17 protein-coding genes are annotated in these 21,538 nt (G+C 67.9%); 8 read left to right on the top strand and 9 right to left on the bottom strand.

Annotation, left to right across the window (positions count from 1 at the left end; translation table 11 throughout):
- Positions 1 to 34: 34 nt before the first annotated feature.
- The gene (locus F3J10_RS36305) at positions 35 to 733 is read right to left on the bottom strand and encodes a hypothetical protein (protein WP_240155612.1); all 699 of its coding nucleotides are present in this window, start codon (positions 731 to 733) and stop codon (positions 35 to 37) included.
- On the opposite strand from F3J10_RS36305, the gene F3J10_RS36310 reads away from it, so the two are divergent.
- A complete protein-coding gene (locus tag F3J10_RS36310) occupies positions 708 to 2,297 on the top strand; it encodes a YadA-like family protein (RefSeq protein WP_240155611.1) in 1,590 nt (529 codons plus the stop codon). The genes F3J10_RS36305 and F3J10_RS36310 overlap by 26 nt on opposite strands.
- Positions 2,298 to 2,418: 121 nt before the next feature.
- Complete coding sequence (locus tag F3J10_RS16585; RefSeq protein WP_167242504.1) at positions 2,419 to 2,895, top strand: OsmC family protein; 477 nt, start codon at positions 2,419 to 2,421, stop codon at positions 2,893 to 2,895.
- A 124-nt stretch (positions 2,896 to 3,019) separates the two neighbouring features.
- On the opposite strand, the gene F3J10_RS16590 is transcribed toward F3J10_RS16585, so the two are convergent.
- The 5 genes from F3J10_RS16590 to F3J10_RS16610 form a co-directional block, all read right to left on the bottom strand.
- A complete protein-coding gene (locus tag F3J10_RS16590; RefSeq protein WP_029950944.1) occupies positions 3,020 to 4,090 on the bottom strand; it encodes a beta-propeller fold lactonase family protein in 1,071 nt (356 codons plus the stop codon).
- 287 nt (positions 4,091 to 4,377) lie between these two features.
- Positions 4,378 to 5,826: an MFS transporter gene (locus F3J10_RS16595; protein ID WP_167242505.1), complete on the bottom strand. Its 1,449-nt coding sequence runs from the start codon at positions 5,824 to 5,826 to the stop codon at positions 4,378 to 4,380.
- A 146-nt stretch (positions 5,827 to 5,972) separates the two neighbouring features.
- A complete protein-coding gene (locus tag F3J10_RS16600) occupies positions 5,973 to 6,737 on the bottom strand; it encodes an ABC transporter permease (RefSeq protein WP_013689514.1) in 765 nt (254 codons plus the stop codon).
- Positions 6,738 to 6,756: 19 nt separating this feature from the next.
- The gene (locus F3J10_RS16605; protein WP_167242506.1) at positions 6,757 to 7,713 is read right to left on the bottom strand and encodes an ABC transporter ATP-binding protein; all 957 of its coding nucleotides are present in this window, start codon (positions 7,711 to 7,713) and stop codon (positions 6,757 to 6,759) included.
- 267 nt (positions 7,714 to 7,980) lie between these two features.
- The gene (locus F3J10_RS16610; RefSeq protein WP_167242507.1) at positions 7,981 to 8,916 is read right to left on the bottom strand and encodes a DMT family transporter; all 936 of its coding nucleotides are present in this window, start codon (positions 8,914 to 8,916) and stop codon (positions 7,981 to 7,983) included.
- A 76-nt stretch (positions 8,917 to 8,992) separates the two neighbouring features.
- Here F3J10_RS16610 and F3J10_RS16615 point away from each other — a divergent pair, with 76 nt between their 5' ends.
- The 4 genes from F3J10_RS16615 to F3J10_RS16630 all read left to right on the top strand — a co-directional run bounded on the left by F3J10_RS16615 (position 8,993) and on the right by F3J10_RS16630 (position 14,405).
- The gene (locus F3J10_RS16615; RefSeq protein WP_025099074.1) at positions 8,993 to 9,856 is read left to right on the top strand and encodes a LysR substrate-binding domain-containing protein; all 864 of its coding nucleotides are present in this window, start codon (positions 8,993 to 8,995) and stop codon (positions 9,854 to 9,856) included.
- A gap of 165 nt (positions 9,857 to 10,021) precedes the next feature.
- Positions 10,022 to 11,575 (top strand): AbfB domain-containing protein, encoded by a 1,554-nt coding sequence (locus F3J10_RS16620; protein ID WP_205200311.1) that lies wholly within the window; start codon positions 10,022 to 10,024, stop codon positions 11,573 to 11,575.
- A 351-nt stretch (positions 11,576 to 11,926) separates the two neighbouring features.
- A complete protein-coding gene (locus F3J10_RS16625) occupies positions 11,927 to 13,375 on the top strand; it encodes an MFS transporter (RefSeq protein ID WP_167242509.1) in 1,449 nt (482 codons plus the stop codon).
- 73 nt (positions 13,376 to 13,448) lie between these two features.
- The gene (locus tag F3J10_RS16630) at positions 13,449 to 14,405 is read left to right on the top strand and encodes a 2-hydroxyacid dehydrogenase (protein ID WP_167242510.1); all 957 of its coding nucleotides are present in this window, start codon (positions 13,449 to 13,451) and stop codon (positions 14,403 to 14,405) included.
- 126 nt (positions 14,406 to 14,531) lie between these two features.
- Here the strand turns inward: F3J10_RS16630 and betA are convergent, their stop codons facing one another.
- Genes betA through betI form a run of 3 tightly spaced genes read right to left on the bottom strand, consistent with a single transcriptional unit; the run spans position 14,532 to position 18,349 of the window.
- Positions 14,532 to 16,229 (bottom strand): choline dehydrogenase, encoded by a 1,698-nt coding sequence (gene betA / locus F3J10_RS16635; protein ID WP_166913364.1) that lies wholly within the window; start codon positions 16,227 to 16,229, stop codon positions 14,532 to 14,534.
- Positions 16,230 to 16,254: 25 nt separating this feature from the next.
- Positions 16,255 to 17,724 (bottom strand): betaine-aldehyde dehydrogenase, encoded by a 1,470-nt coding sequence (gene betB, locus F3J10_RS16640; RefSeq protein WP_025099079.1) that lies wholly within the window; start codon positions 17,722 to 17,724, stop codon positions 16,255 to 16,257.
- Between the two features lie 13 nt (positions 17,725 to 17,737).
- Positions 17,738 to 18,349 carry a transcriptional regulator BetI gene (gene betI / locus F3J10_RS16645; RefSeq protein WP_013689522.1) on the bottom strand — a complete coding sequence of 204 codons (612 nt, stop codon included), beginning with the start codon at positions 18,347 to 18,349 and terminating at the stop codon, positions 17,738 to 17,740.
- Positions 18,350 to 19,258: 909 nt separating this feature from the next.
- On the opposite strand from betI, the gene F3J10_RS16650 reads away from it, so the two are divergent.
- Both F3J10_RS16650 and F3J10_RS16655 read left to right on the top strand, forming a co-directional pair.
- Positions 19,259 to 20,146 carry an alpha/beta hydrolase gene (locus tag F3J10_RS16650; protein ID WP_166913363.1) on the top strand — a complete coding sequence of 296 codons (888 nt, stop codon included), beginning with the start codon at positions 19,259 to 19,261 and terminating at the stop codon, positions 20,144 to 20,146.
- A 149-nt stretch (positions 20,147 to 20,295) separates the two neighbouring features.
- On the top strand, positions 20,296 to 21,538 hold a 1,243-nt coding region (locus F3J10_RS16655; RefSeq protein ID WP_167242513.1), incomplete at its 3' end, for a nucleotide disphospho-sugar-binding domain-containing protein.

A 21,538-nucleotide genomic window follows, 5' to 3' on the forward strand; every position in this document is an offset into this window, starting at 1 on the left:
CGTCCGTCTCCAGCGGGTTGTTGACGACCGACAGTCACGTCACCTCGTTGTCGACCGGGCTGAGCAGTATCAACAGCAACGTCGGTTCGCTGTCGTCGGGGTTGAGCACGACCAGCAGCACCGTCACGTCGCTGTCGAGTGGTCTGAGCACGACCAGCAGCAACGTCAACTCGCTGTCCTCGTCCGTCTCCAGTGGGTTGTCGACGACCAACAGCAGCGTCACGTCGCTGTCGAGTGGTCTGAGCACGACCAGCAGCAACGTCAACTCGCTGTCCTCGTCCGTCTCCAGTGGGTTGTCGACGACCAGCAGCAGCGTCACGTCGCTGTCGAGTGGTCTGAGCACGACCAGCAGCAACGTCAGCTCGCTGTCCTCGTCCGTCTCCAGTGGGTTGTCGACGACCAGCAGCAGCGTCACGTCGCTGTCGAGTGGTCTGAGCACGACCAGCAGCAACGTCAGCTCGCTGTCCTCGTCCGTCTCCAGTGGGTTGTCGACGACCAACAGCAGCGTCACGTCGCTGTCGAGTGGTCTGAGCACGACCAGCAGCACCGTCACGTCGTTGTCGTCGGGCTTGAGCACGACCAACAGCAACGTCAGTTCTCTGTCCTCATCCGTTTCCAGCGGTTTGTCGACCACCAACAGCCACATCACCTCGTTGTCGTCGGGCTTGAGCACCACCAACAGCACCGTCACGTCGCTGTCGTCGGGCTTGAGCACCACCAACAGCCACGTCACCTCACTGTCCTCCGGCTTGTCCTCGACCACCAGCAACATCGGCTCGTTGTCCACCGGCCTCGCACAGACCAACAGCAGTGTTGCCTCGCTGTCCACTTCCACCTCGTCGAGCGTCGGTTCGCTGTCGACCTCGATCAGCTCGATCGCCAGTTCCTCCGGCAGGATCGGCGGCGGCGTGGCCTCGGCATTGGGCGGCGGCGCGACCTACGACCCGGCCACCGGCACCTTCACGGCACCGACCTACACGACCCACAAGGCCGACGGCACCACCGCAAAGGTCGACAACGTCGGCGATGCGCTCGACAGCATCAATTCGAACGGCATCAAATACTTCCACACGAACGCGACGGGCAAGGATTCGATCGCGAGCGGCGTCGACAGCATCGCGATCGGCCCGAGCGCCACGGCGAACGCGGACAACTCGGTTGCCATCGGCAAAGGCTCGATTGCCTCGGCCGCGGAGCCGGTGCGTTCGGTGACGATCGGTGGAAGCACCTTCGGCAACTTCGCCGGCAGCAAGCCGGTCGGCACGGTGAACATCGGCGCGCCCGGTTTCGAGCGGCAACTGACGGGCCTCGCCGCCGGCCGGCTCTCGGCAGGCAGCACCGACGCGGTGAACGGCAGCCAACTGTTCCAGACCAATGCGGCGGTCGCCTCGCTGTCGAGCAGCCTGAGCACTACGGCGGGCGCGCTTTCGAACTCGGTCGCCTCGCTGTCCACCTCCACTGCGGCATCGCTGAGCAAGCTCTCCTCGTCCATTTCTTCCCCGATCCTGCAGGGCTCGCTGTCGACGGGCGTGTCGTCGTCCAACGGCTCGGTATCCTCGCCGTCCACCTCGGCCGGTTCATTGTCCACCGGCCAGTCGAATTCGGGCACCACGCTGGCCTCGCTGTCCACCGGCACCTCGCCCAACGCCGGTTCGCAGCCCCCCGGCACCTCGGCCACCACCGGCTCGCTGTCCACCAGCGTCGGCGCCACCAGCGTTCAGATGGCCTCGCTTTCGACTTCGGCGCCCGACAACACCACGCGCCTGCCTACCGTGGGCGGCTACGCGGGCGACATGTCGGCGCCGGGCGCCAAGGCGCCCTCGGTCACGACCGGCTCGAATTCGGTGGCGCTCGGCCAGGGCTCGACCGACGGCGGCCGTTCCAACGTGCTGTCGGTCGGCAGCGCGGCCCAGCAACGGCAGATCACCCATGTCGCGCCCGGCACGGAAGGCACCGACGCCGTCAACCTCAACCAGTTGAATGCGGTGTCGACTTCCATGTCGCAAGCACTGGCCGGCCAGCAAAACCAGCTCGACGGCCTGGGCACGCAAGTCCGGCGCACGGCCGACATGGCACGCCAGGGCATCGCCGCGGTCGGGGCGATGGCCTCGATCCCGCAGCTCGACGCGAACTCGAATTTCGGCATGGGGCTGGGTACCGCCAGCTTCGCCGGGCAGAAGGCGATCGCGGTGAACATGCAGGCGCGCATTTCGGACAACCTGAAAGCGGCGGTGAATGGCGGTTTCAGTGGCGGCCAGGCCGTGGTGGGCGCGGGGATGTTGTATCAGTGGAAGTAGCTCGCCGCCGGGAGACGGGAGACGCGCTTGCCAGCGCAGCGCGAACCTGGCCGCGCGATAATGCGCGGGCGGCGCGCAGCGGCACGCCGCGCAACGGCGGCACCCACGGGGGATCTCTCGCATGGCGAAGCACGAACACACTTATCGCATATCGGTCGAGTGGACCGGCAACCGCGGCACCGGCACCTCGGCCTATCGTGACTATGGACGTGACCACCTGATCCGCGCGGACGGCAAGCCCGACGTGCCGGGCTCGTCCGATCCCGCCTTCCTCGGCGACGCGAAGCGCTGGAACCCCGAGGACCTGCTGGTGGCCTCGCTGTCGGCCTGCCACAAGCTCTGGTACCTGCACCTGTGCGCCGAGGCCGGTATCGCCGTGCAGGCCTATGTCGACGAGGCCGTCGGCACCATGGTCGACAGTCGCGAGGGCGGCAGCTTCACCCAGGTGGTGTTGCGTCCGCGCGTGACGATCCGCGCCGGCGACGATGCCGAGCGCGCGGCTGCGCTGCATCACGATGCGCATCGCGCCTGCTACATCGCCAATTCGATGAATTTCCCGGTGACGTGCGAGCCCGTGATCGAGCGCGCGCCGGGCTGATCACAGGTTTCGGATAACGAAGGAATCCGGCGTGCCGCGTCGCCGGATGAAACCCGGAGCGGTTGCCGAAGGGAAGAAACGCACGCGCCCAGAACAGGCGCGTGCCGGGTGAAGCGGCCTTCGATCAGGCGCCGCGCAGCGGCAGGATCTCGATCCAGTTGGCGCCCTTGCCGCATTCGATGCGGGTGGCGGGCGTTAGCGCGCCGGTGGCCGCATCGACACGATACAGCGAGATGGACGTCGACAGCTCGCCGCTGGCCGCCAGCAAGGAACCATCGGGCGAGAGGCGGATGCCGCGCGGCTGCGGCTCGGTCTCGATGCAGCTCGCGTAATGCAGCTTGCGGTTCTCGTCGACGCGGAACGTGATCAAGCGGTTCGCGGTGCGCTCGGTGGCGAACACGAAGCGGCCGTCCGGCGAGACCTGCAGGTCGGCGGCCCAGATCACGGGCGAGGTCGGCGCGGGCGGGCGCGGCGCGCCATGCGCCAGGTGCGCGATGCTGGGCGCGAGATCCGATTCCACCGGCTCGCCGAGTTCGCCCGTCACCGGATCGCGCGGGATTGCGAGCACGGTGCCGTGGAATTCGCCGATCACATAAAGCGTCGCGCCGTCCGGCGCGAGGCGCAGATGGCGCGGCCCGAAGCCGGCCGGCGTGGCCAACTCGCCGCGCGCGATCAGCGCGGCTTCCTCGCCGGCGCGCGCGATGCCGTAGAACAGGACGCGGTCGGAGCCGAGCGAGGCCGCGTAGACGTAGCGGTCGTCGTCGGAAACGATGATCGAGTGCGCGTTCTGGATCCGGTCGATGAACTGCAGCGGCGCGCCGTCGCCGCTTTCGACACGTTTCGCATCCCACACGAACAGCCGGCTGCCGCCGTAGGAGGCGCCGAACAGCAGGCGTCCCGCGCGATCGACCGAGAGGTAGGCGAGGCTCGCGTCGATCGGCGTCGAGAAGCGCTGCGTGAGCGTGCCGTCGGCGCCGATGTCGTAGCCGACGATGGTCGGCTGCGTGCCGCGCGTCGCGACATAGAGCTGGCGGCCGTCGTGCGTCGGCGCTTGCGGCATCACCACGCTGCCGGCCGGCGTGCGCGCGATCGGCGCGAGGCGCGCTTGCGCGGCATCCAGGTGATAGACGGAGAGATCGCCGTCCTCGGCGTTCGAGACGGTGACGAGGTGGGTGGGGGACAGCGCTGTGCTCATCGGGATCGCGGAAGGAGTCGTGAATGGGACGTGACAGGCGACGACGGCCGCTTGGGCGGGGCATCGTCCCGTAAGTGTTACGTCATCATATGACATCGCGAAAGGCTGGCGCAATCGCCGAGGCCGACAACTCAGCGTAAACGCGGAGAATTTCCTGATGTGTCGGGGAAAGAAGGGGCGGGCGGGGGCCGTTTGGCTTTGAGTTGTACGACAACGTGGGCTCGATCGGCCAACGAAGGCGCCGCGGTGCCGAAACCGTGCCCGCCTTCCTGCCCGCTTGCCCGCCCTCAGTCCATCGCGACCGGCTTGCCCGCGTAGCGCGCCGCGTCGCTGCCGTCGTCGGCGGCGGTCAGTTCCTCCAGCGCGAGCCCGCGCGTCTCGATGCCGAGCCAGGCCACCGCCAGCGCCGCCACCACGAAGGACAGCGCGCCGAGCGTGAACACGCCGCCCTGGCCGAACAGCGGCAGCACCACGCCCACCGCATACGGCCCGATCAGCGAGCCGACGCGGCCGATCGCCGAGGCGAAGCCCGAACCGGTTGCGCGCGCACCGGTGCCGTAGAGCTCGGGCGTGTAGGTATAGAGCGCGGCCCACATGCCGAACAGGAAGAACTGCATCACCAGCCCGGTGCCGATCAGCAGCGCGACGCTCTGGCCGTGCAGGGCGGTCTGGCCATAGAGGTAGGCCATCACGCCGCCGCCCACCAGCGAGGCGATGGTGGTCGGCTTGCGGCCCCAGCGCTCGACCAGCCAGGCCGCGCAGAGGAAGCCCGGCACGCCGCCCAGCGAGATCAGCACGGTGTAGAGCACCGACTGCGTGACGGCGTAGCCGGCCTGCTGCAGCAGCGCGCCGAGCCAGGAAGTCAGGCCGTAGAAACCGAGCAGGGCGAAGAACCACAGCAGCCAGATCATGGTGGTGCGGCGCCGATACGGGCCGCTCCAGATCTCGCGGAACGCGCCGCGGCCGCGCGCGGCGGCCGGCTCGGCCAGCCGCGACGGCGCGGGCAGGCGGCTCAGGCCGGTCGAGCGCATCACCCTGGCCTCGATGCCGTCGAGGATCCGGTCGGCCTCGGCGGCGCGGCCGTGATGCTCGAGCCAGCGCGGCGATTCGGGCACCAGGCGGCGCACCACCAGCACGAACACGGCGGGGATCGCGAGCAGCGCGAACACCATGCGCCAGCCCAGCGCCGGCAGCACGAAGTAGGACACCACGCCGGCGCAGATGAAGCCGAGCGGCCAGAAGCCGTCCATCAGCGCGATCAGGCGGCCGCGCCTGGCGGCCGGCACGAATTCGGAGAGCAGCGTCTGCGCGACCGGGAATTCCATGCCCATGCCGATGCCGAGCAGCACGCGCCAGGCGATCAGCGCCTCGACGCTCTGCGCGGTCGAGCACAGCCAGGAGGCCGCGCCCCACAGCACCATGCTCCACTGGAACACCGGGCGGCGCCCGAAGCGGTCGGCCAGCAGCCCGGCCACGGCCGCGCCCAGCACCATGCCGAAGAAGCTCGCGCTGGCCACCAGGCCGGCGGCCGCGGTGCTCAGGCCGAACTCCTTGCGGATCGAGCCGAGCACGAAGGTCATGGTGCCGAGGTCGACCGAGTCGAAGAAGAACGCGATCGCGACGATCACGAAGATCAGCTTGTGATAACCGGAGAACGGCAGGCGTTCGAGGCGGGCGGCGGCGCTGGCGCGCGCGGCGGAAGGGGCGGCTGGAGCGGAAGGGGCGGCGGCGGGCATGGCGTCCTCTGGCAGGGGCCGGCCTCGGAACGAGGCGGCGCCGTGTCAGTAGACGTGGCCATTAATCCCCGCCATAGAACGAATTCGGCATCGCACTGGAACAGGCGCGCCATGGCCGCGGCGCGCCCCGGTGCCGCCGGCGAGGCTTATTTCTTCAGGCGATAGCCGGTGCGGAAGATCCAGGCCACCACGAACAGCAGGGCCACCAGGAAGGCCAGCGTCATCGCCAGGCTGATGCCCACGTGCACGTCGGCCAGCCCGAAGAAGGCCCAGCGGAAGCCGCTCACCAGGTAGACGATCGGGTTGAACAGCGTGACCACGCGCCAGAACGGCGGCAGCATGTCGACCGAGTAGAAGCTGCCGCCGAGGAAGGTCAGCGGCGTGACGATCAGCAGCGGCACCAGCGAGAGCTTCTCGAAGCTGTCGGCCCAGATGCCGATTACGAAGCCGAACAGGCTGAAGGTAATCGAGGTCAGCACCAGGAACAGCACCATCCAGGCCGGATGCAGGATGTGCATCGGCACGAACAGGCTGGCGGTGATCAGGATGATCACGCCGAGGATCACCGACTTGGTGGCGGCCGCGCCCACGTAGGCGGCCACGATCTCCCAGTAGGACACCGGCGCCGACAGCACCTCGTAGATGGTGCCGGTGAAGCGCGGGAAGTAGATGCCGAACGAGGCGTTCGAGATGCTCTGCGAGAGCAGCGACAGCATCACCAGGCCCGGCACGATGAAGGAGCCGTAGCTGATGCCGTTCACCGCGCTGATGCGCGAGCCGATCGCCGAGCCGAACACCACGAAGTAGAGCGAGGTGGAGATCACCGGCGCGATGATGCTCTGAGTCAGGGTGCGGGCGGTGCGGGCCATTTCCGCGCGGTAGATCGCGCGAATCGCATGGAAGTTGGTCATTCGTTGTCCTGTCGGGCGGTCAGGCGGAGGTGGCTGTCTGCGACGCGGTGCGACCGCTGTCGATCAGGCTCACGAAGATTTCCTCGAGCGAACTCTGCGAGGTCTGCAGGTCGCGGAAGCGCACGCCGGCCTCGGCGAGCGCGCCGAGCAGGGTGGCGATCGCCTGCTCGCGCTCGACCTCGTAGGTGTAGACCAGCTCGCTGCCGTCCTTGGCCAGCTCCAGGCGGAAGCCCGCCAGCGCGGCCGGGATCGCGGCCAGCGGCGCGTCGAGCTGCAGTGTGAGCTGCTTCTTGCCGAGCGAGCGCATCAGCTCGGTCTTCTCCTCCACCAGCATGATCTTGCCGCCGTTGATGATGCCGATGCGGTCGGCCATCTCCTCGGCTTCCTCGATGTAGTGCGTGGTGAGCACGATGGTCACGCCGTCGGCACGCAGCTGGTCGACCAGCTTCCACATGTCGCGACGCAGCTCGACGTCCACGCCGGCGGTGGGTTCGTCGAGGAACAGGATGCGCGGCTCGTGCGAGAGCGCCTTGGCGATCATCACGCGGCGCTTCATGCCGCCCGACAGCGTGATCAGCTTGCTGTCGCGCTTGTCCCACAGCGAGAGGTCCTTGAGCACCTTCTCGATGTGGGCGGGGTTCGGCGCCTTGCCGAACAGGCCGCGGCTGAAGGAGACGGTGTTCCAGACCGATTCGAAGGAATCGGTGGTCAGCTCCTGCGGTACCAGGCCGATCATGGTGCGCGCGGCGCGGTAGTGGCGGGCGATGTCGTGGCCGCCCACCGAGACGCTGCCCTCGCTGGGCGTGACGATCCCGCAGATGGTGCTGATCAGGGTGGTCTTGCCGGCGCCGTTGGGGCCGAGCAGCGCGAAGATCTCGCCGCGGCGGATCGAGAGGTTGACGTCGTCGAGCGACTTGAAGCCGGACGCGTAGGTTTTCGACAGATGGGAGACGGTCAGTATCGGTTCTTGGCTCACGGTCGAATCGGGGCGGTGCGGCGGCCGGCGCGCGCGGGGGAGCCGCGCGGGCACCGGAGCCGCCGGTGTCGGGAACGCTATGGTACCAATCGCGCTATGGATATGCGCGAGACAGGATAGCGAGGTGAGGGGGAAGCGTTCGATTCGGGCAGGGTAGCGCGAATCGATGACGGGAAGTGCGGGTTGGGGAAAACAATCCCCGTCGATGCGGGGAATTTGTTTGGCAGCGGCGGCGAATGCGATTCGAAACGATGCGCCGGCGCAGCCTCAGCGCGCGCCCTCGTGCCGGCTACGGACGATCATCAGGATGCCGGCTCCGGCCACCGCGGCGCCGAACAGCATGCGCCAGCTCAGCGGTTCGCGGAACATCGCCCAGGCCCACACCAGGGTGACGGCGGGGCTCAGGAACAGCACGCTCGACACGCGCGCGGACGAGGAGCGCTTCAGGCACAGCCAGTAAAGGCCGTAGCCGCCGAGCGTGGAGAGGATCGCGGTCCACGCCATGCCGGCCGCGAATCCCCAGGTGGGCACCGGCCTCAGGCTGCCTTGGGCGCCCTGCAGGAACAGGAAGAGGATGCCGGTCACCACGCAATGCAGCCACAAGGCGGCGATCGGATTCAGATGGCCGGCTCCGGTGGACAGGCGCTTGCGCCAGACCGCGGCGGCCGCCAGGGACAGCATGCCGGCGATCGGCAGGCCCAGTGCCCAGGTGGGCGCGGCGCCCAGCCGGAAGGCGTCGCGGCTGGCCAGCAGCACGCCGATCACGCCCAGCGCCAGCCCGGCCCCGACGCCGGCCGGGCTGCGTTCCCTGAAGACCAGGGTGGAGATCAGCACCGTGCCGACCGGCAGCAGATCGGCGATCAAGGCCGAGAGGCCGGCCGACACGCCGAACTCGATGCCCTTGGCCACGCCGGCCAGGTAGCCGCCCATCGCCATCGCGCCGATCGCGGCCTCGCGCAGCAAGGTGGCGCGCGAGGCCGAGCGTATCTCGCGCGCCACGAACGGCCAGAGGCCGATCGACAGCACGATGCAGCGCCAGAACACCATCAGGTAGATCGGCGCGTAATCGGCGGCGAAGCGCAGGCCGACGAAGCCGGAGCTCCAGGCCAGCACCATCAGGCATTCGAGTATCGGCAGCGGTATCTGGCGCGCTTCGAGGCTCGCGGCGCCGGGGGCGAGGCAGGACGGCTCGGCTTTGTTCATGCACCCAGCCTAAGTGCCCGACGTCGATTAGAAAATCAAAATATACTGGCCGAGTCGTTCAATAAAATTGAACCATATGGACACCATTCTCGACATCGAGCTGCTGCGTACCTTTCATGCCGTGGCGCGCCTGGGCAAGTTCCGCGCGGCGGCGGAGCTGGTGCACAAGAGCCCGGCGGCGGTCAGCATCCATATCCAGCGGCTGGAGGCCGTGGCGGGCGGCAGGCTGCTGGAGCGGGACAACCAGAGCGTCACGCTGACGGCGCTGGGCAAGCGCCTGCTGGCCAGCACCGGCGAGTTGCTCAGCGCGCATGACCGCGTGCTCCAGGAGATTCGCGGGAAGTCGGTGGCGGCGCGCATCGTGCTCGGGCTGCCCGATGAATACGCGGCGCACGTGATCCGGGACCTGCTGCCCGGGTTCGCGGCGAGCTGGCCGAACGTGGTGATCGAGATCCGCACCGGGCCGAGTTTCGAGCTGCGGGAGCTGGTGGCGCGAGGCAAGCTCGACCTGGCCTTGGTGGTGCAGCCGATGCAGGCGCATCGACGCGCGGATCTCCTGACGGTAACCACGCCGGTGTGGGCTTGCAGCCGCGCCTTCGTGCTCGATGCGGATCAGCCGCTGCCCTTGGCGCTGTATGCCGAGCCTTGTCCGTATCGCCTTGCCATGACGAGCGCGCTCAAGCAGACCGGCGCGGCCTGGCGCGTGATCATCGAAAGCGCGTCGAGCCAGGCCATCAATGCCTGCGTGGAGGCGGGGCTGGGGGTGACCCTGGTGGATCGGGCGCGTGTCACGTCGCGCATGCGCGTGCTCGACGGACTGCCGCCGATCGACGAGCACGAGATCATCTTGATTCGGAATCCGGAAGGCGACGAGAAGGAAGCGATTGAATTATTGGTCGCGACGTTTCGGGAACAGTTTCGTTTGTACGTGGCGGACTAGGCGGGCGGCTCGCGAAGCTGTTCGGTATCGCTGAAATGTTTGTCATGCGAATGGTTTTTGATCGGCGTGTCGGGCTTTTCCATGACCGCCCGATTTTGGCAGTTCTCGATAATGAAATCATTTCATAAGAACGGCCTCTGCCGGCCCCGATCGAGGATTCCCATCGTGCCCATCTTCTCCCGATTCCGTCGCCCGCTGGTCGCGCCGCGGCTGGCTTCCGGCCTGAGCCTGCTGGCCGCCGCCTTGGCGAGCGGCGATGCGCTGGCCGACGCGGTCAACACCCTCAGCCTGCCTGCCGGCGCGTATCAGAGCTTCCAGGTGACCACGCCCGGCTTCACCGATCGCGTGGCACGCCACCAGAATGGCTTGGGCTACACGTCGGTGATCAATACATCCAGCGCGAGCGGCGATCGGGACGATGCCTCCTTCAAGGTCGAGCCGGGCAGGGCGGATGCGAGCTGCTACTCCTTCGAATCGAGGAATTTCCCGGGGCAGTTCCTGCGCCACCAGAACGGCCGCGTCAGGAAGGATGCGCCCGACGGCTCGGCGCTGTTCGACCAGGACGCCACCTGGTGCGCGCAAGCGGGCTTGAGCGGGCAGGGTGTGTCCCTGCAGCCGCTCAAATTCCCGGGCTCGTATCTGCGGCACCAGAACGGCGAGCTGTGGATCACGTCGAACACCGGCGGATCCTTCGTGCAGGATGCCAGCTGGGCGGTCCAGCCGCCGCTCGCGGACCGTGCCTGCACGATCGTCGACTGGGCCGACAACCATGACTACCCGCTGGGCACCGTGGTGAGATACCAGGGCAGTCTGTACCTGGAAAAGGCCGTCGGCGGCAACAATAGCGACAACACCAATCCGGTGCAGAGCACCTACTACTGGGCGCCGACCCAGTGCTCGGGCAATGCCGCGGGCCTGCCCGCCCACGTCGTCGGCACCTACTGGGCCGGCTGGGCCGATCCGCAGCCGCGGATCGTCGATGTCGACAGCCGTTACAACCTGATCTACCTGTTCGCCGCCACGCCCGTCGGCGGCCAGCCGGGCGCGACGGGCGCGGTGCAGTGGACGGCGCCGGCCAACGCGGCAGCGGCGGCGAATCTGGTCGGCGACATCCAGGCAGTGCGCGCGCAGGGGCGCAAGGTGATCCTGAGCATCGGCGGCGCGCAGCAGAACGTGAGCTTCGACAACCGCGCGCGTTCCCAGGCGTTCGTCGACAGCATCGCGCGCATCTACACCCAGCTGGGCGGCTTCGACGGCATCGACTGGGACAACTACGAAGCCTCGGACGCGCCGAACGTGACCGAGATGACCTGGATCGGCCAGCAACTGAAGGCGCGTTATCCCGGCTTCGTCATTTCCTCGGCGCCGGCGCCGTGGAGCCAGGTGGACCTGGCCTTCTGCTCGGCCCTGCTGGCGGGCGGCGCGCTCGACTACTGCGCGCCGCAATACTATGACGGCCCGAATCTCGCCGATCCCGCCTACGTGCGGGACAACGTGGTGCAGTGGATGAATGCCCTGGGGCCGAGCCATGTCGTGGTCGGCTTCAGCGTGAATCCCGGCCAGACCAATTTCATGACGATCGGCCAGGCCGTGCAGGCCTGGAACGCGGTCAAGAGCGCGTATCCCGGCACCTTGGGCGTGTTCGATTGGCGCACCGACTGGGACGCCGCGCAAGGCTGGGTGTTCGGCCAGCAGATGAAGCCGCTGGTCAACCCTTGACGAGGCAGGGCCCGGCGTCGCGCGTGACGCCGGGGATGGTGCTCTCATCCACCTCCACCAGACGCATTCAATCGACCGCCTGCGGCCGCGAACGGTAATCAGATCCCGTGATCACCGAATCAAAAAAGACTATTGGCGCGGCGGTTGATCGGCGGCTCAAGATACCTGCAGCACAAAAACCGGCCGCGCTTCGCTGATGGCCGCCCAACCGACGCCGTTCGAGCGACGGTGGCGCGGCACACCCGGCCGGCACCCGCATCCCCGAAGGAACCCGCTGCGCGAGCGGGCCGATGTCCCGCCGCGCGTCGCGTGGACGGGTTGAGGAACGGAAGCAGGAGACAGGAGACAAGGATGGATCAGACTTCCCCGCCGCCCGCGCGGCACGAGGCAGGTTTCGGCACGTCGGCAGGTTCCGGCGAACGCCGCGCCGTCGACCCCAGGCAGCTCAGGCGCGCGGTATGGACCTGCTCGCTCGGCAGCGCGCTCGAATACTACGATTTCGCCCTCTACACGCTGGCTTCGGCGCTGGTGTTCGGTCCGCTGTTCTTTCCCGCGCAGACCGGGGAGATGCGCCTGATCGCGAGCTTCGGTACCTACTTCGTCGGTTTCGCGGTGCGTCCGCTCGGCGGCGTCGTGTTCGGCGTGCTCGGCGACCGGATCGGCCGCAAGTTCGTGCTGACCGCGACGGTCTTGCTGATGGGCGTCGCGAGCACGCTGATCGGCTTGCTGCCGACCTTCGCCACGGCCGGCTACTGGGCACCCGCGCTGCTGGTGGCGCTGCGCATCCTGCAGGGGCTGGGCGCCGGCGCGGAGCAGGCCGGCGCCGCGGTGTTGATGACCGAATACGCGCCCGCCGGCAAGCGCGGCATCTACGCCTCGCTGCCGTTTCTCGGCATTCAGCTCGGCACGGTACTCGCCGCGGCGGTTTATTTCGTCATGCTCGCCAATCTCGGGCATGTCACGGAAGGCTGGGCCTGGCGTGTCCCGTTCCTGTGCAGCGCGGTGATCGTCGCGGTCGGCCTCTACATGCGCATCCGCCTGCACGAATCGCCCACCTTCGTGCGGCTCGAGAAGCGCGCGCAACTGGCGGCGAATCCGCTCAAGAGCGCCATGCGGCACTCCAGGCCCACGCTGCTGGTCGGCATCGGCCTGCGAATGGCCGAGAACGGCGGCTCGTCGATCTACCAGGCGCTTGCCGTCAGCTATCTCGCGGGCGTGATCGGCCTGAAGGGGCCGATCGGCGCGCTCGCGCTGGTGTGCGCGGCCACCGTCGGCGCCTGCACGGTGCCGCTGGCGGGACGGCTGAGCGACCGATTCGGCCGGGTGCGCGTGTATCGCGGCTTCGCATGGCTGCAGCTCGCGCTCGCCTTCCCGGTGTGGTGGATCTTCAGCCAGGGCAACGTGGTGGCGAGCCTCGTCGCGATCTCGATCGCGCAGGGCTTCGCCAACTGGGGCATGCTCGGCGCGCAGGCCGCGCTGCTGCCCGAGCTGTTCGGCGCGCGCCATCGCTACATGGGCGTGTCGTTCTCGCGCGAAGTGTCCGCGGTGCTGGCGGGGGGGATCGCGCCGCTGGTCGGGGCGATGATCATCGCGGCCGTGATCGTGCTGCACGGCGGCGATCACGCGGCCGGCGTGCTCGCCTGGGTGCCGATCGCCGCGTACCTGGCGGTGCTGACGCTGATCACCCTGTTCGCCACCGCGCGGATGCCCGAGACGCTGAACCGCGATCTCGACGATCCGCTCGACGCGATAGAGGCGCAGCCGGCGCCGGCCGCCGACCGGCTCGCGCGGCAAGCCTGAGCGAGCCCGGTGAGCCGGGCCAGGCGATGCGCCCGGCTGTTTTTCCATTCCATTTCCACAGGAGCAAGCGCAGATGGCGCACGATTCGACCCAGCGGCCCGCGCTGCTGATGACGGGCCCTTACCAGCCGTGGGACGATGCCTGGCTGTCCAGCGCCTATGAGGTGCATCGACTCTGGGAGGCGCCCGATCGCGCGGCGTTCCTCGCCGAACAGGGCGGCGCCGTGCGCGCGATCGCGACGCGCGGCGACCTCGGCGCCGATGCCGCGCTGATCGCCGCGCTGCCGAAGCTCGAAATCATCGCCTGCTATGGCGTCGGCACCGATGCGATCGACCTTGCCGCCGCGCGCGAGCGGGGCATTCGCGTGACCAACACGCCCGACGTGCTGACCGGCGATGTCGCCGATCTCGGCGTCGGGCTGGCACTCGCCATGATGCGCCGCATCGGCGCGGGCGACACCCACGTCCGCTCGGGCGCCTGGCAGGACGGCGACATGCCGCTCGTCACGCGCCTGTACGGCAAGCGCGTCGGCATCGTCGGCTTCGGGCGGATCGGCTCGACATTGGCGCGCCGCTTGTCCGGCTTCGACGTCGAGCTCGGTTATTTCGATGTGGCGCGGCGCGAGGACAGCCCGCATCGTTTCTTCGACAAGCTGGACGAGCTGGCCGGCTGGTGCGAGCTGCTGATCGTCACACTCGCGGGCGGGCCGGGCACGCGCCACCTGGTCGATGCGGCCGTGCTCGATGCGTTGGGCCCGAAGGGCTATCTCGTCAACGTGTCGCGCGGCACGACCGTCGACGAAGCCGCGCTGCTCGACGCGCTGGAGCGCCGCGCGATCGCCGGCGCCGCGCTCGACGTGTTCTGGAACGAGCCGCGCATCGATGCGCGTTTCCTCGCGCTGCCGAACGTGCTGCTGCAGCCGCATCACGCGAGCGGCACCATCGAGACGCGCCAGGCGATGGGCGGGCTGGTGCGCGACAACCTCGCCGCGCATTTCGCCGGCGAACCGCTGCTTACTCCGGTGGCTTGAGAGCGCGCTGGTTCGCCGGGAGAGCGCCGGTTGCCGGTCCGGACCTCGCCACGCCGCTCCAAGTAAAAAGCGCCGCCCACCTGACAAGGTAAGCGGCGCTTCGCATTCCCGCGATTCAGCGCAGGCTCAAACCAGTTCCACCGCCCGAGCCGGCTTCCCGCCCCGGGCGGGCGTCCCGTTCGCCACGAAGTATTTCGCCGTGGATCTCGCCAGCGGTGCCTTGCCGCGAATCCGATCCGCGATCTTCTCCGCGATCATGATGGTCGGCGCGTTGAGATTGCCGGTGGTGATGATCGGCATGATCGACGCATCCACCACCCGCAGCCCCTCGATGCCGTGCACGCGGCCCTGGTGATCGACCACGGCCATGTCGTCATAACCCATCTTGTTCGAGCACGACGGATGGAAGGCCGTTTCCGCGCGCTGCCTGACGAAGGCATCCAGTTCCGCATCGCTCTTCAGGTTCGCGCCCGGGTTCAACTCCTCGCCGCGATAACGGTCCAGCGCCGGCTGCCGCATGATCTCGCGCGTGGCGCGGATCGCGTCGCGGAACTCGCGCCAGTCGAGCGCCTCGGCCATGTAGTTGAACAGGATGCTCGGATGCGCGTTCGGATCGCGCGACTTCAGCTTCACGCGGCCGCGGCTAGGCGAGCGCATCGAGCCCACGTGAGCCTGGAAGCCGTGCATCTCGATCGCGTTCGAGCCGTTGTAGTTGATCGCCACCGGCAGGAAGTGATACTGGATGTTCGGCCAGAGGTCGTCGTCGCGCGTGCGGATGAAGCCGCCCGCCTCGAAATGGTTGCTGGCGCCCAGGCCGGTGCCGTTCAGCATCCATTCCAGGCCGATCTTCGGCTGGTTCCACCATTTCAGCGCCGGGTAGAGCGAGACCGGCTCCTTGCAGGCGTACTGGATGTACATCTCCAGGTGATCCTGCAGGTTGTTGCCGACGCCGGGCAGGTCCAGCACCACCGGGATGTCGAGTTCCTTCAGCCAGGCGCCGGGGCCCACGCCCGAGCGCTGCAGCAGTTGCGGCGAGGCGATCGCGCCGCTGCACACCAGCACCTCGCGGCGCGCATGCGCGGTCACGGGCTGGCCGCCGCGCAGGTAGGCCACGCCGGTGGCGCGCTTGCCGGTGAACAGCACGCGATCGGCCACCGCGTGCGTGACGATCTCGAGGTTCGGCCGCGCGCGGGCCTGGTCGAGGTAGCCGCGCGCGGTGGAGGCGCGCCGGCCCTTGGGCGTGACGGTGCGATCCATCGGCCCGAAACCTTCCTGTTGATAGCCGTTCAGGTCGTCGGTGCGCGGGTAGCCCGCCTCGACGCCGGCTTCCACCATCGCCTCGAACAGCGGATTCACGCCCGGCTTGCTGGTGGTGACCGACACCGGGCCGTCGCCGCCGTGATAGTCGTTGGGGCCGACGTCGCGCGTCTCCGCGCGGCGGAAGTAGGGCAGGCAGTCGAGGTAGGACCAGTCTTCCAGGCCCTGGTGGGTGGCCCAGTTGTCGTAGTCGAGCGCGTTGCCGCGGATGTAGCACATGCCGTTGATCAGCGAGGAGCCGCCCAGGCCCTTGCCGCGCCCGCATTCCATGCGGCGGTTGTCCATGTGCGGCTCGGGATCGGTCTCGTAGGCCCAGTTGTAGCGGCGCCCCTGCAGCGGGTAGGCGAGCGCCGCCGGCATCTGCGTGCGGAAGTCGAAGCGGTAGTCGGGGCCGCCCGCTTCCAGCAGCAGCACCGTGACATCGGCGTCCTCGGTCAGCCGCGTCGCGAGCACATTGCCGGCCGAACCGGCGCCGCAGATGATGTAGTCGTATTCGCGCGTCGTCATGACTTGGCTCCTTTCTTGGCTTGTTTCAGAACACGGGGTTGTAGCGGCCCAGCTCGACCTGCACGGACTTGATGCGCGTGTAGTGCTCGAGCGTGGTGATGCCGTTCTCGCGGCCCACGCCCGACTGCTTGTAGCCGCCCACCGGCATCTCGGCCGGCGATTCGCCCCAGGTATTGATCCAGCAGATGCCGGCCTCGAGCCGGTGGATCGCGCGGTGCGCGCGCGACAGGTTCTCGGTCACCACGCCCGCGGCCAGGCCGTAGTCGGTGGCATTGGCGCGCTCGATGGCTTCCTCCTCGGTGGCGAAGTCGAGGATGCTCATCACCGGCCCGAAGATTTCCTCGCGCACCACCCGCATCTCGTCGCGGCATTCGGCGAACACCGTCGGCGCGACGTACTGGCCGTTCGCGAAGTGGCCTTGCGTCAGGCGCTCGCCGCCGGCCAGCAGCTTCGCGCCCTCGGCCTTGGCGCTCTCGATGAAGCCGAGCACCTTGTCGAGCTGGGCGGGGCTCACCAGCGGGCCGAAGTTGGTGGCCGCGTCGGACGGCTTGCCCACCCGGATGCGCGCCACGCGCTCCAGCACGCGCGCGATGAAGGCGTCTTTCACGGCGCGGTCGACGAACACGCGCGTGCCGTTGGTGCAGACCTGGCCGGCGCTGAAGAAGTTGGCGGTCACGGCGATATCGGCGGCGCGCTCGAGATCGGCATCGGCGAACACGATCAGCGGGGACTTGCCGCCCAGCTCCATGGTCACTTCCTTCAGCGAGGACGCGCCGGCCAGCGACATCACCTTCTTGCCGGTTTCCACGCCGCCGGTGAACGACACCTTGGCGATGCCGGGATGGGCCGTCAGCATCGCGCCCACCGCGCCGTTGCCCTGCACCACGTTGAACACGCCGGCCGGCACGCCGGCCTCGGTATAGATCTCGGCGAGCTTGAGCGCCGACAGCGGGGTGACCTCGCTGGGCTTGAAGATCATCGCGTTGCCGGCGGCCAGCGCCGGCGCGGTCTTCCAGCAGGCGATCTGGATCGGGTAGTTCCAGGCGCCGATCCCGGCGCACACGCCGAGCGGCTCGCGCCGCGTATAGACGAAGGATTCCTCGCGCAGCGGGATCTGCAGGCCCTCGATCGCGGTGGCCAGGCCCGCGTAGTACTCGATCACGTCGGCGCCGGTGACGATGTCCACCGCCAGCGTCTCGGCGATCGGCTTGCCGGTGTCGCGCATCTCCAGCTCGGCCAGCTCGTCGTTGCGCTCGCGCAGCAGCTCGACGGCGCGGCGCAGGATGCGCGAGCGCTGCATGGCGGTCATCGCGGCCCACACGCGCTGGCCCTCGCGCGCCGAGTCCACGGCGCGCTGCACGTCGGCCTCGCCGGCCTGCTGGATGGTGGCGAGATGCTCGCCGGTGGCCGGATCGAAGCTGTCGAAGCTGATGCCGCTGGTGGCGTCCACGTAGGCGCCGCCGATGTAGAGTTTTTGCAGACCGTAGACCGTCATGAAGTTCTCCTGATCAGTGAGCAGCGAGGCCCGGCGCCGCCGCTTGCGGCGCGAGCTGCTGGTCGATGTATTGGTTGGCGAGCCGCTGGGCGGTGCGGGTGTCGATCGGGCCGCCGGCCAGCGCGCCGCGCAGCCACAGCCCGTCGATCAGCGCGGCCAGGCCCACCGCCGCGTCGCGAGCGCGTTCGAGCGGCAGCAGCCTGGCGAACTCGGCGCACAGGTTCGAGTGCAGCCGCCGCGTATTGACCCGCTGCAGCCGGCCCAGTTGCGGCTGGTGCATGCTCTGCGACCAGAACGCGAGCCAGGTCTTCATCACCGGCGCGCTGACCTGGGTGTCGTCGAAGTTGGCGGCCACGATCGCGCGCAGCCGCTCGCGCGGCTCGGGCGCCGCCGCGCCGCGCCGGCGCGAGGTGGCGAGCCACAGATCGCGCAGCACGTGGCGCATGGTGGCCTCGAGCAGGCCGTCCTTGTCGCCGAAGTAATGGCTGACGATGCCCGTCGAGATCTTGGCGCGCTGCGCGACCAGGGCCAGCGTGGTGCCGGGCAGGCCGGCTTCGTCGATCGTGTAGAGGGTCGCCTCGATCAACTGCGCGCGTCGCACTTCGCGCATTCCGAGTTTGGGCATGGCGGGGAAGGTGGCTGGAGGACAGAAGGTCGCATCCTATCTATTTTTTATTGAACGTTCAATCAACAAAAAACGGGATGGCAGGCTGTGTCAGCAGGCGGGGCGCCGACCCTGTCGGCTGCTCGAAAGAATTACCGGGGACACGTTCGGGGCTCGGTCGGCGTTACCAATCTTTAGCCAATAAAACAGAATGAGAGGCTTCTGTAAAACAGTGAATTATGTTTAAGACGTTTAAACGGTGCAATTTTTTCGTATTCAAATTGGTCTGGAATCGGAAATTCGTTACCTTGATGACAGTGATTGCGGCCGGCGCGCCCCGGCCGCCGCTGCGGCTCGTCTTCGGAGGGTTCGGCTGTTGTCATGCAGCAATACGTCCAAGTCGTTGACTACAAAGAAGTCTAGGCGATGATTCCGCCCCGAAATGCTGCACCTGATAGATCTGACAGGACGGTGCCGGGCGTCTAGCACAAAAAATATGACAACGCCATGAAGGCCGCTTTTCCATGAGGATTTTCGAGGTAATTTTCCATGAAACATGGCTGTCGCAATGCAAATTTCCAACACTAAAATTAATCTGAATTGGTTGAGTTTTTGTAGTTCCGCGTATTAGTATTCATACCCATGCAGATGTACCGGACGGTGCACTTTGGCAGTAACAGGGCAGCATCGAATCGGAAATAACGACATGCGTCTGAAGTAATTCTTACGAGGCGCCGGGGGCTACGAGGTTGTTGGGCGGAAAAATTTTCGCGTCAGACCGAGGGCGGCCGCATCGTCGCGAGACGGTGAGGACTCCGGCACAGGGAAGTAGCCGCCACGCTGTTCGCCGCGTGGTCGTGCTACGGGGGCGCGCTCGCGCAAGCAGCGCGTATCGCATTTGTTTGCCGGGTTCCTTGCCGGAGATATGCCATGGCTATCGAGAAACTGGTCGTTCCGCTGCCGAACGGCTTGAAGGTGTACGTCGAGCATCACGTCTTCGATCCGTCCTATCCGACGGTGATCCTCATCAACGGCGCGCTCGCCACCACTGCATCGTTCGGCCAGACGGTGCGCTATCTCGGTGAACGTCTCAACTCGATCTGTTTCGACCTGCCCTACGCGGGCCAGTCTCGGCAGCACAACAACAGCAAGTTCGTGCTGACCAAGGACGACGAGGTCGAGATCCTGCTCCATCTCTGCGAGCGCTTCAGCCCGAGCTACCTGCTGTCGGTCTCGTGGGGCGGGGTGGCTTCGCTGTTCGCGCTCGCGCGCGGCTGCCCGAGCGTGCAGCGCGCCGTGATCGCGTCGTTCTCGCCCTTCCTCAACGACGCGATGATCGATTACGTGACGCGCGCGCGCGACCACATCGCGGCGGGCGAGAACCTGCATGCGGCGCAGTTGCTGAACGACACGGTGGGCCGCTACCTGCCGCGCATCATGAAGCTCTACAACTATCGCTACCTGACCAAGCTGCCGCGCGACGAGCAGGACCAGGTGGCCTTCCACGTCAACCAGATCCTCGAGATGCAGCCCGAGAAGTACCTCGACGAATTCACGCGGATCGGTTGCGGCGTCAAGTTCATCAACGGCGAGCTCGACGAATACACCACGCCGGCCGAGGTGCGCCGCCTGGGCGCCTATGTGCGCCGCGCCGAGTTCGAGACGATTCCCAAGGCCGGCCACTTCCTCGACCTGGAAGGGCGCCAGCAGCAGGAGAGCGTGCGCAACGCGATCCTCGGCTACTTCGGCGAGGAGCGCGGCGCCACCGCCAAGGACGGTGCCTTCGAGTCGCTCTCGCCGATGCCGGTGCTGTCCTGATCCACGGCGGTTTCCGTCGTCTTGCGTCCCCTCGCGAATGCGGCGGGCGAGGCGGGTGATGCGCCCGACTTGCCCTGATCGCGCGAGCGGGCGGGCAGGCGAGGCGACGGCTGCCGATGATTCCCTCCAGCGCAACACAGGCGGTGTCGATGTCGAAGATGATCATCACGGCGATCGGGTCGGCGGGTGATGTATACCCGCTGCTCGGCGTTGGACGCGCGCTCGCCGAGCGCGGGCACGAGGTCGTGTTCTGTACCCATCCGCAGTTCGAGGCCAGCGCGCTGCGCTGCGGCTTTCGCTTCGTGGCGATCGGCACCGCCGAGGAGTACGCGCAGGCGATGGCCGATCCCGCGCTGTGGAACCCGCGCACCTCGTTCCGCACGCTCTGGGGCGTGATCGCGCCGTCGATGCGCCCGCATTTCGACAAGCTGTCCGAACTGATCGACCGGGACACGGTGCTGATCGGCACGCTCTGGGCGTTTTCGGCGCGGCTGTTGCAGGAGCGCCACGGCGCGCCCTATGTCTCGGTGCAGGTGTCGCCCTCCACCTTGCTGTCGGCGCATGCGCCGCCCACCCACAAGCGCCTGACCATTCCGCGCTGGCTGCCGCTGGGCGTGCGCGCCGCGGTGATGACGCTGATCGAGCGCGGCGTGCTCGACAAGGTTTGCGGGCCGCGGCTGAACGCGTTGCGTGCCGAGCTGGGCCTCGCGCCGGCGCGGCGCATCCTGGGCCGCTGGCTGCATTCCACCGACGGCGTGCTGTGCCTGTTCCCGGCCTGGTTCGCGGCCCCGCAGCCCGACTGGCCCGCCCGGCACCGGCTGGCCGGCTTCCCCTTGTTCAACGACATCGACGATCCGGCGCCCGATCCGGAACTCGAGGCGTTCCTCTCCTCGGGCGAGCCGCCGGTGGTGTTTACGGCCGGCTCGACGCTGGTCGACGGCGCCGGGTTCGCCGCGGCCGTGAACGCGGCGATGCGCGCCACCGGCGTGCGCGGCATCCTGATCACGCCCGATACGGCGCGCCGCGACGGCGAGCCCGATGCCTCGCGATTCCTGCGCCGGCGCTACCTGCCGCTGCGCAAACTGCTGCCGCGTTGCCGCGCGCTGGTGCATCACGGCGGGATCGGCACCGCCTCGCTGGCCTACGAGGCCGGCATTCCGCAACTGGTGATGCCGTCCGCGCACGACCAGTTCGACAATGCCCAGCGCGTGGCCGACAGCGGCTGCGGGTTGCGGCTCGACGCGCCGGTCGACGGCGCGGCCTTGTCGGCCGCGCTGGCGAGGATCCTCGCGGACGCCGGCATGGCCGGGCGCTGCGCGGCGATCCGCGCGAGCATGGCCGGCGCGCCCGACGGCTGCGAGGAAGCCGCGCGCATCATCGAGGATTTCGCGC

Origin of the sequence: Burkholderia sp. Cy-637, assembly GCF_011753175.1 — a bacterium.
Lineage (GTDB): Bacteria > Pseudomonadota > Gammaproteobacteria > Burkholderiales > Burkholderiaceae > Burkholderia > Burkholderia gladioli.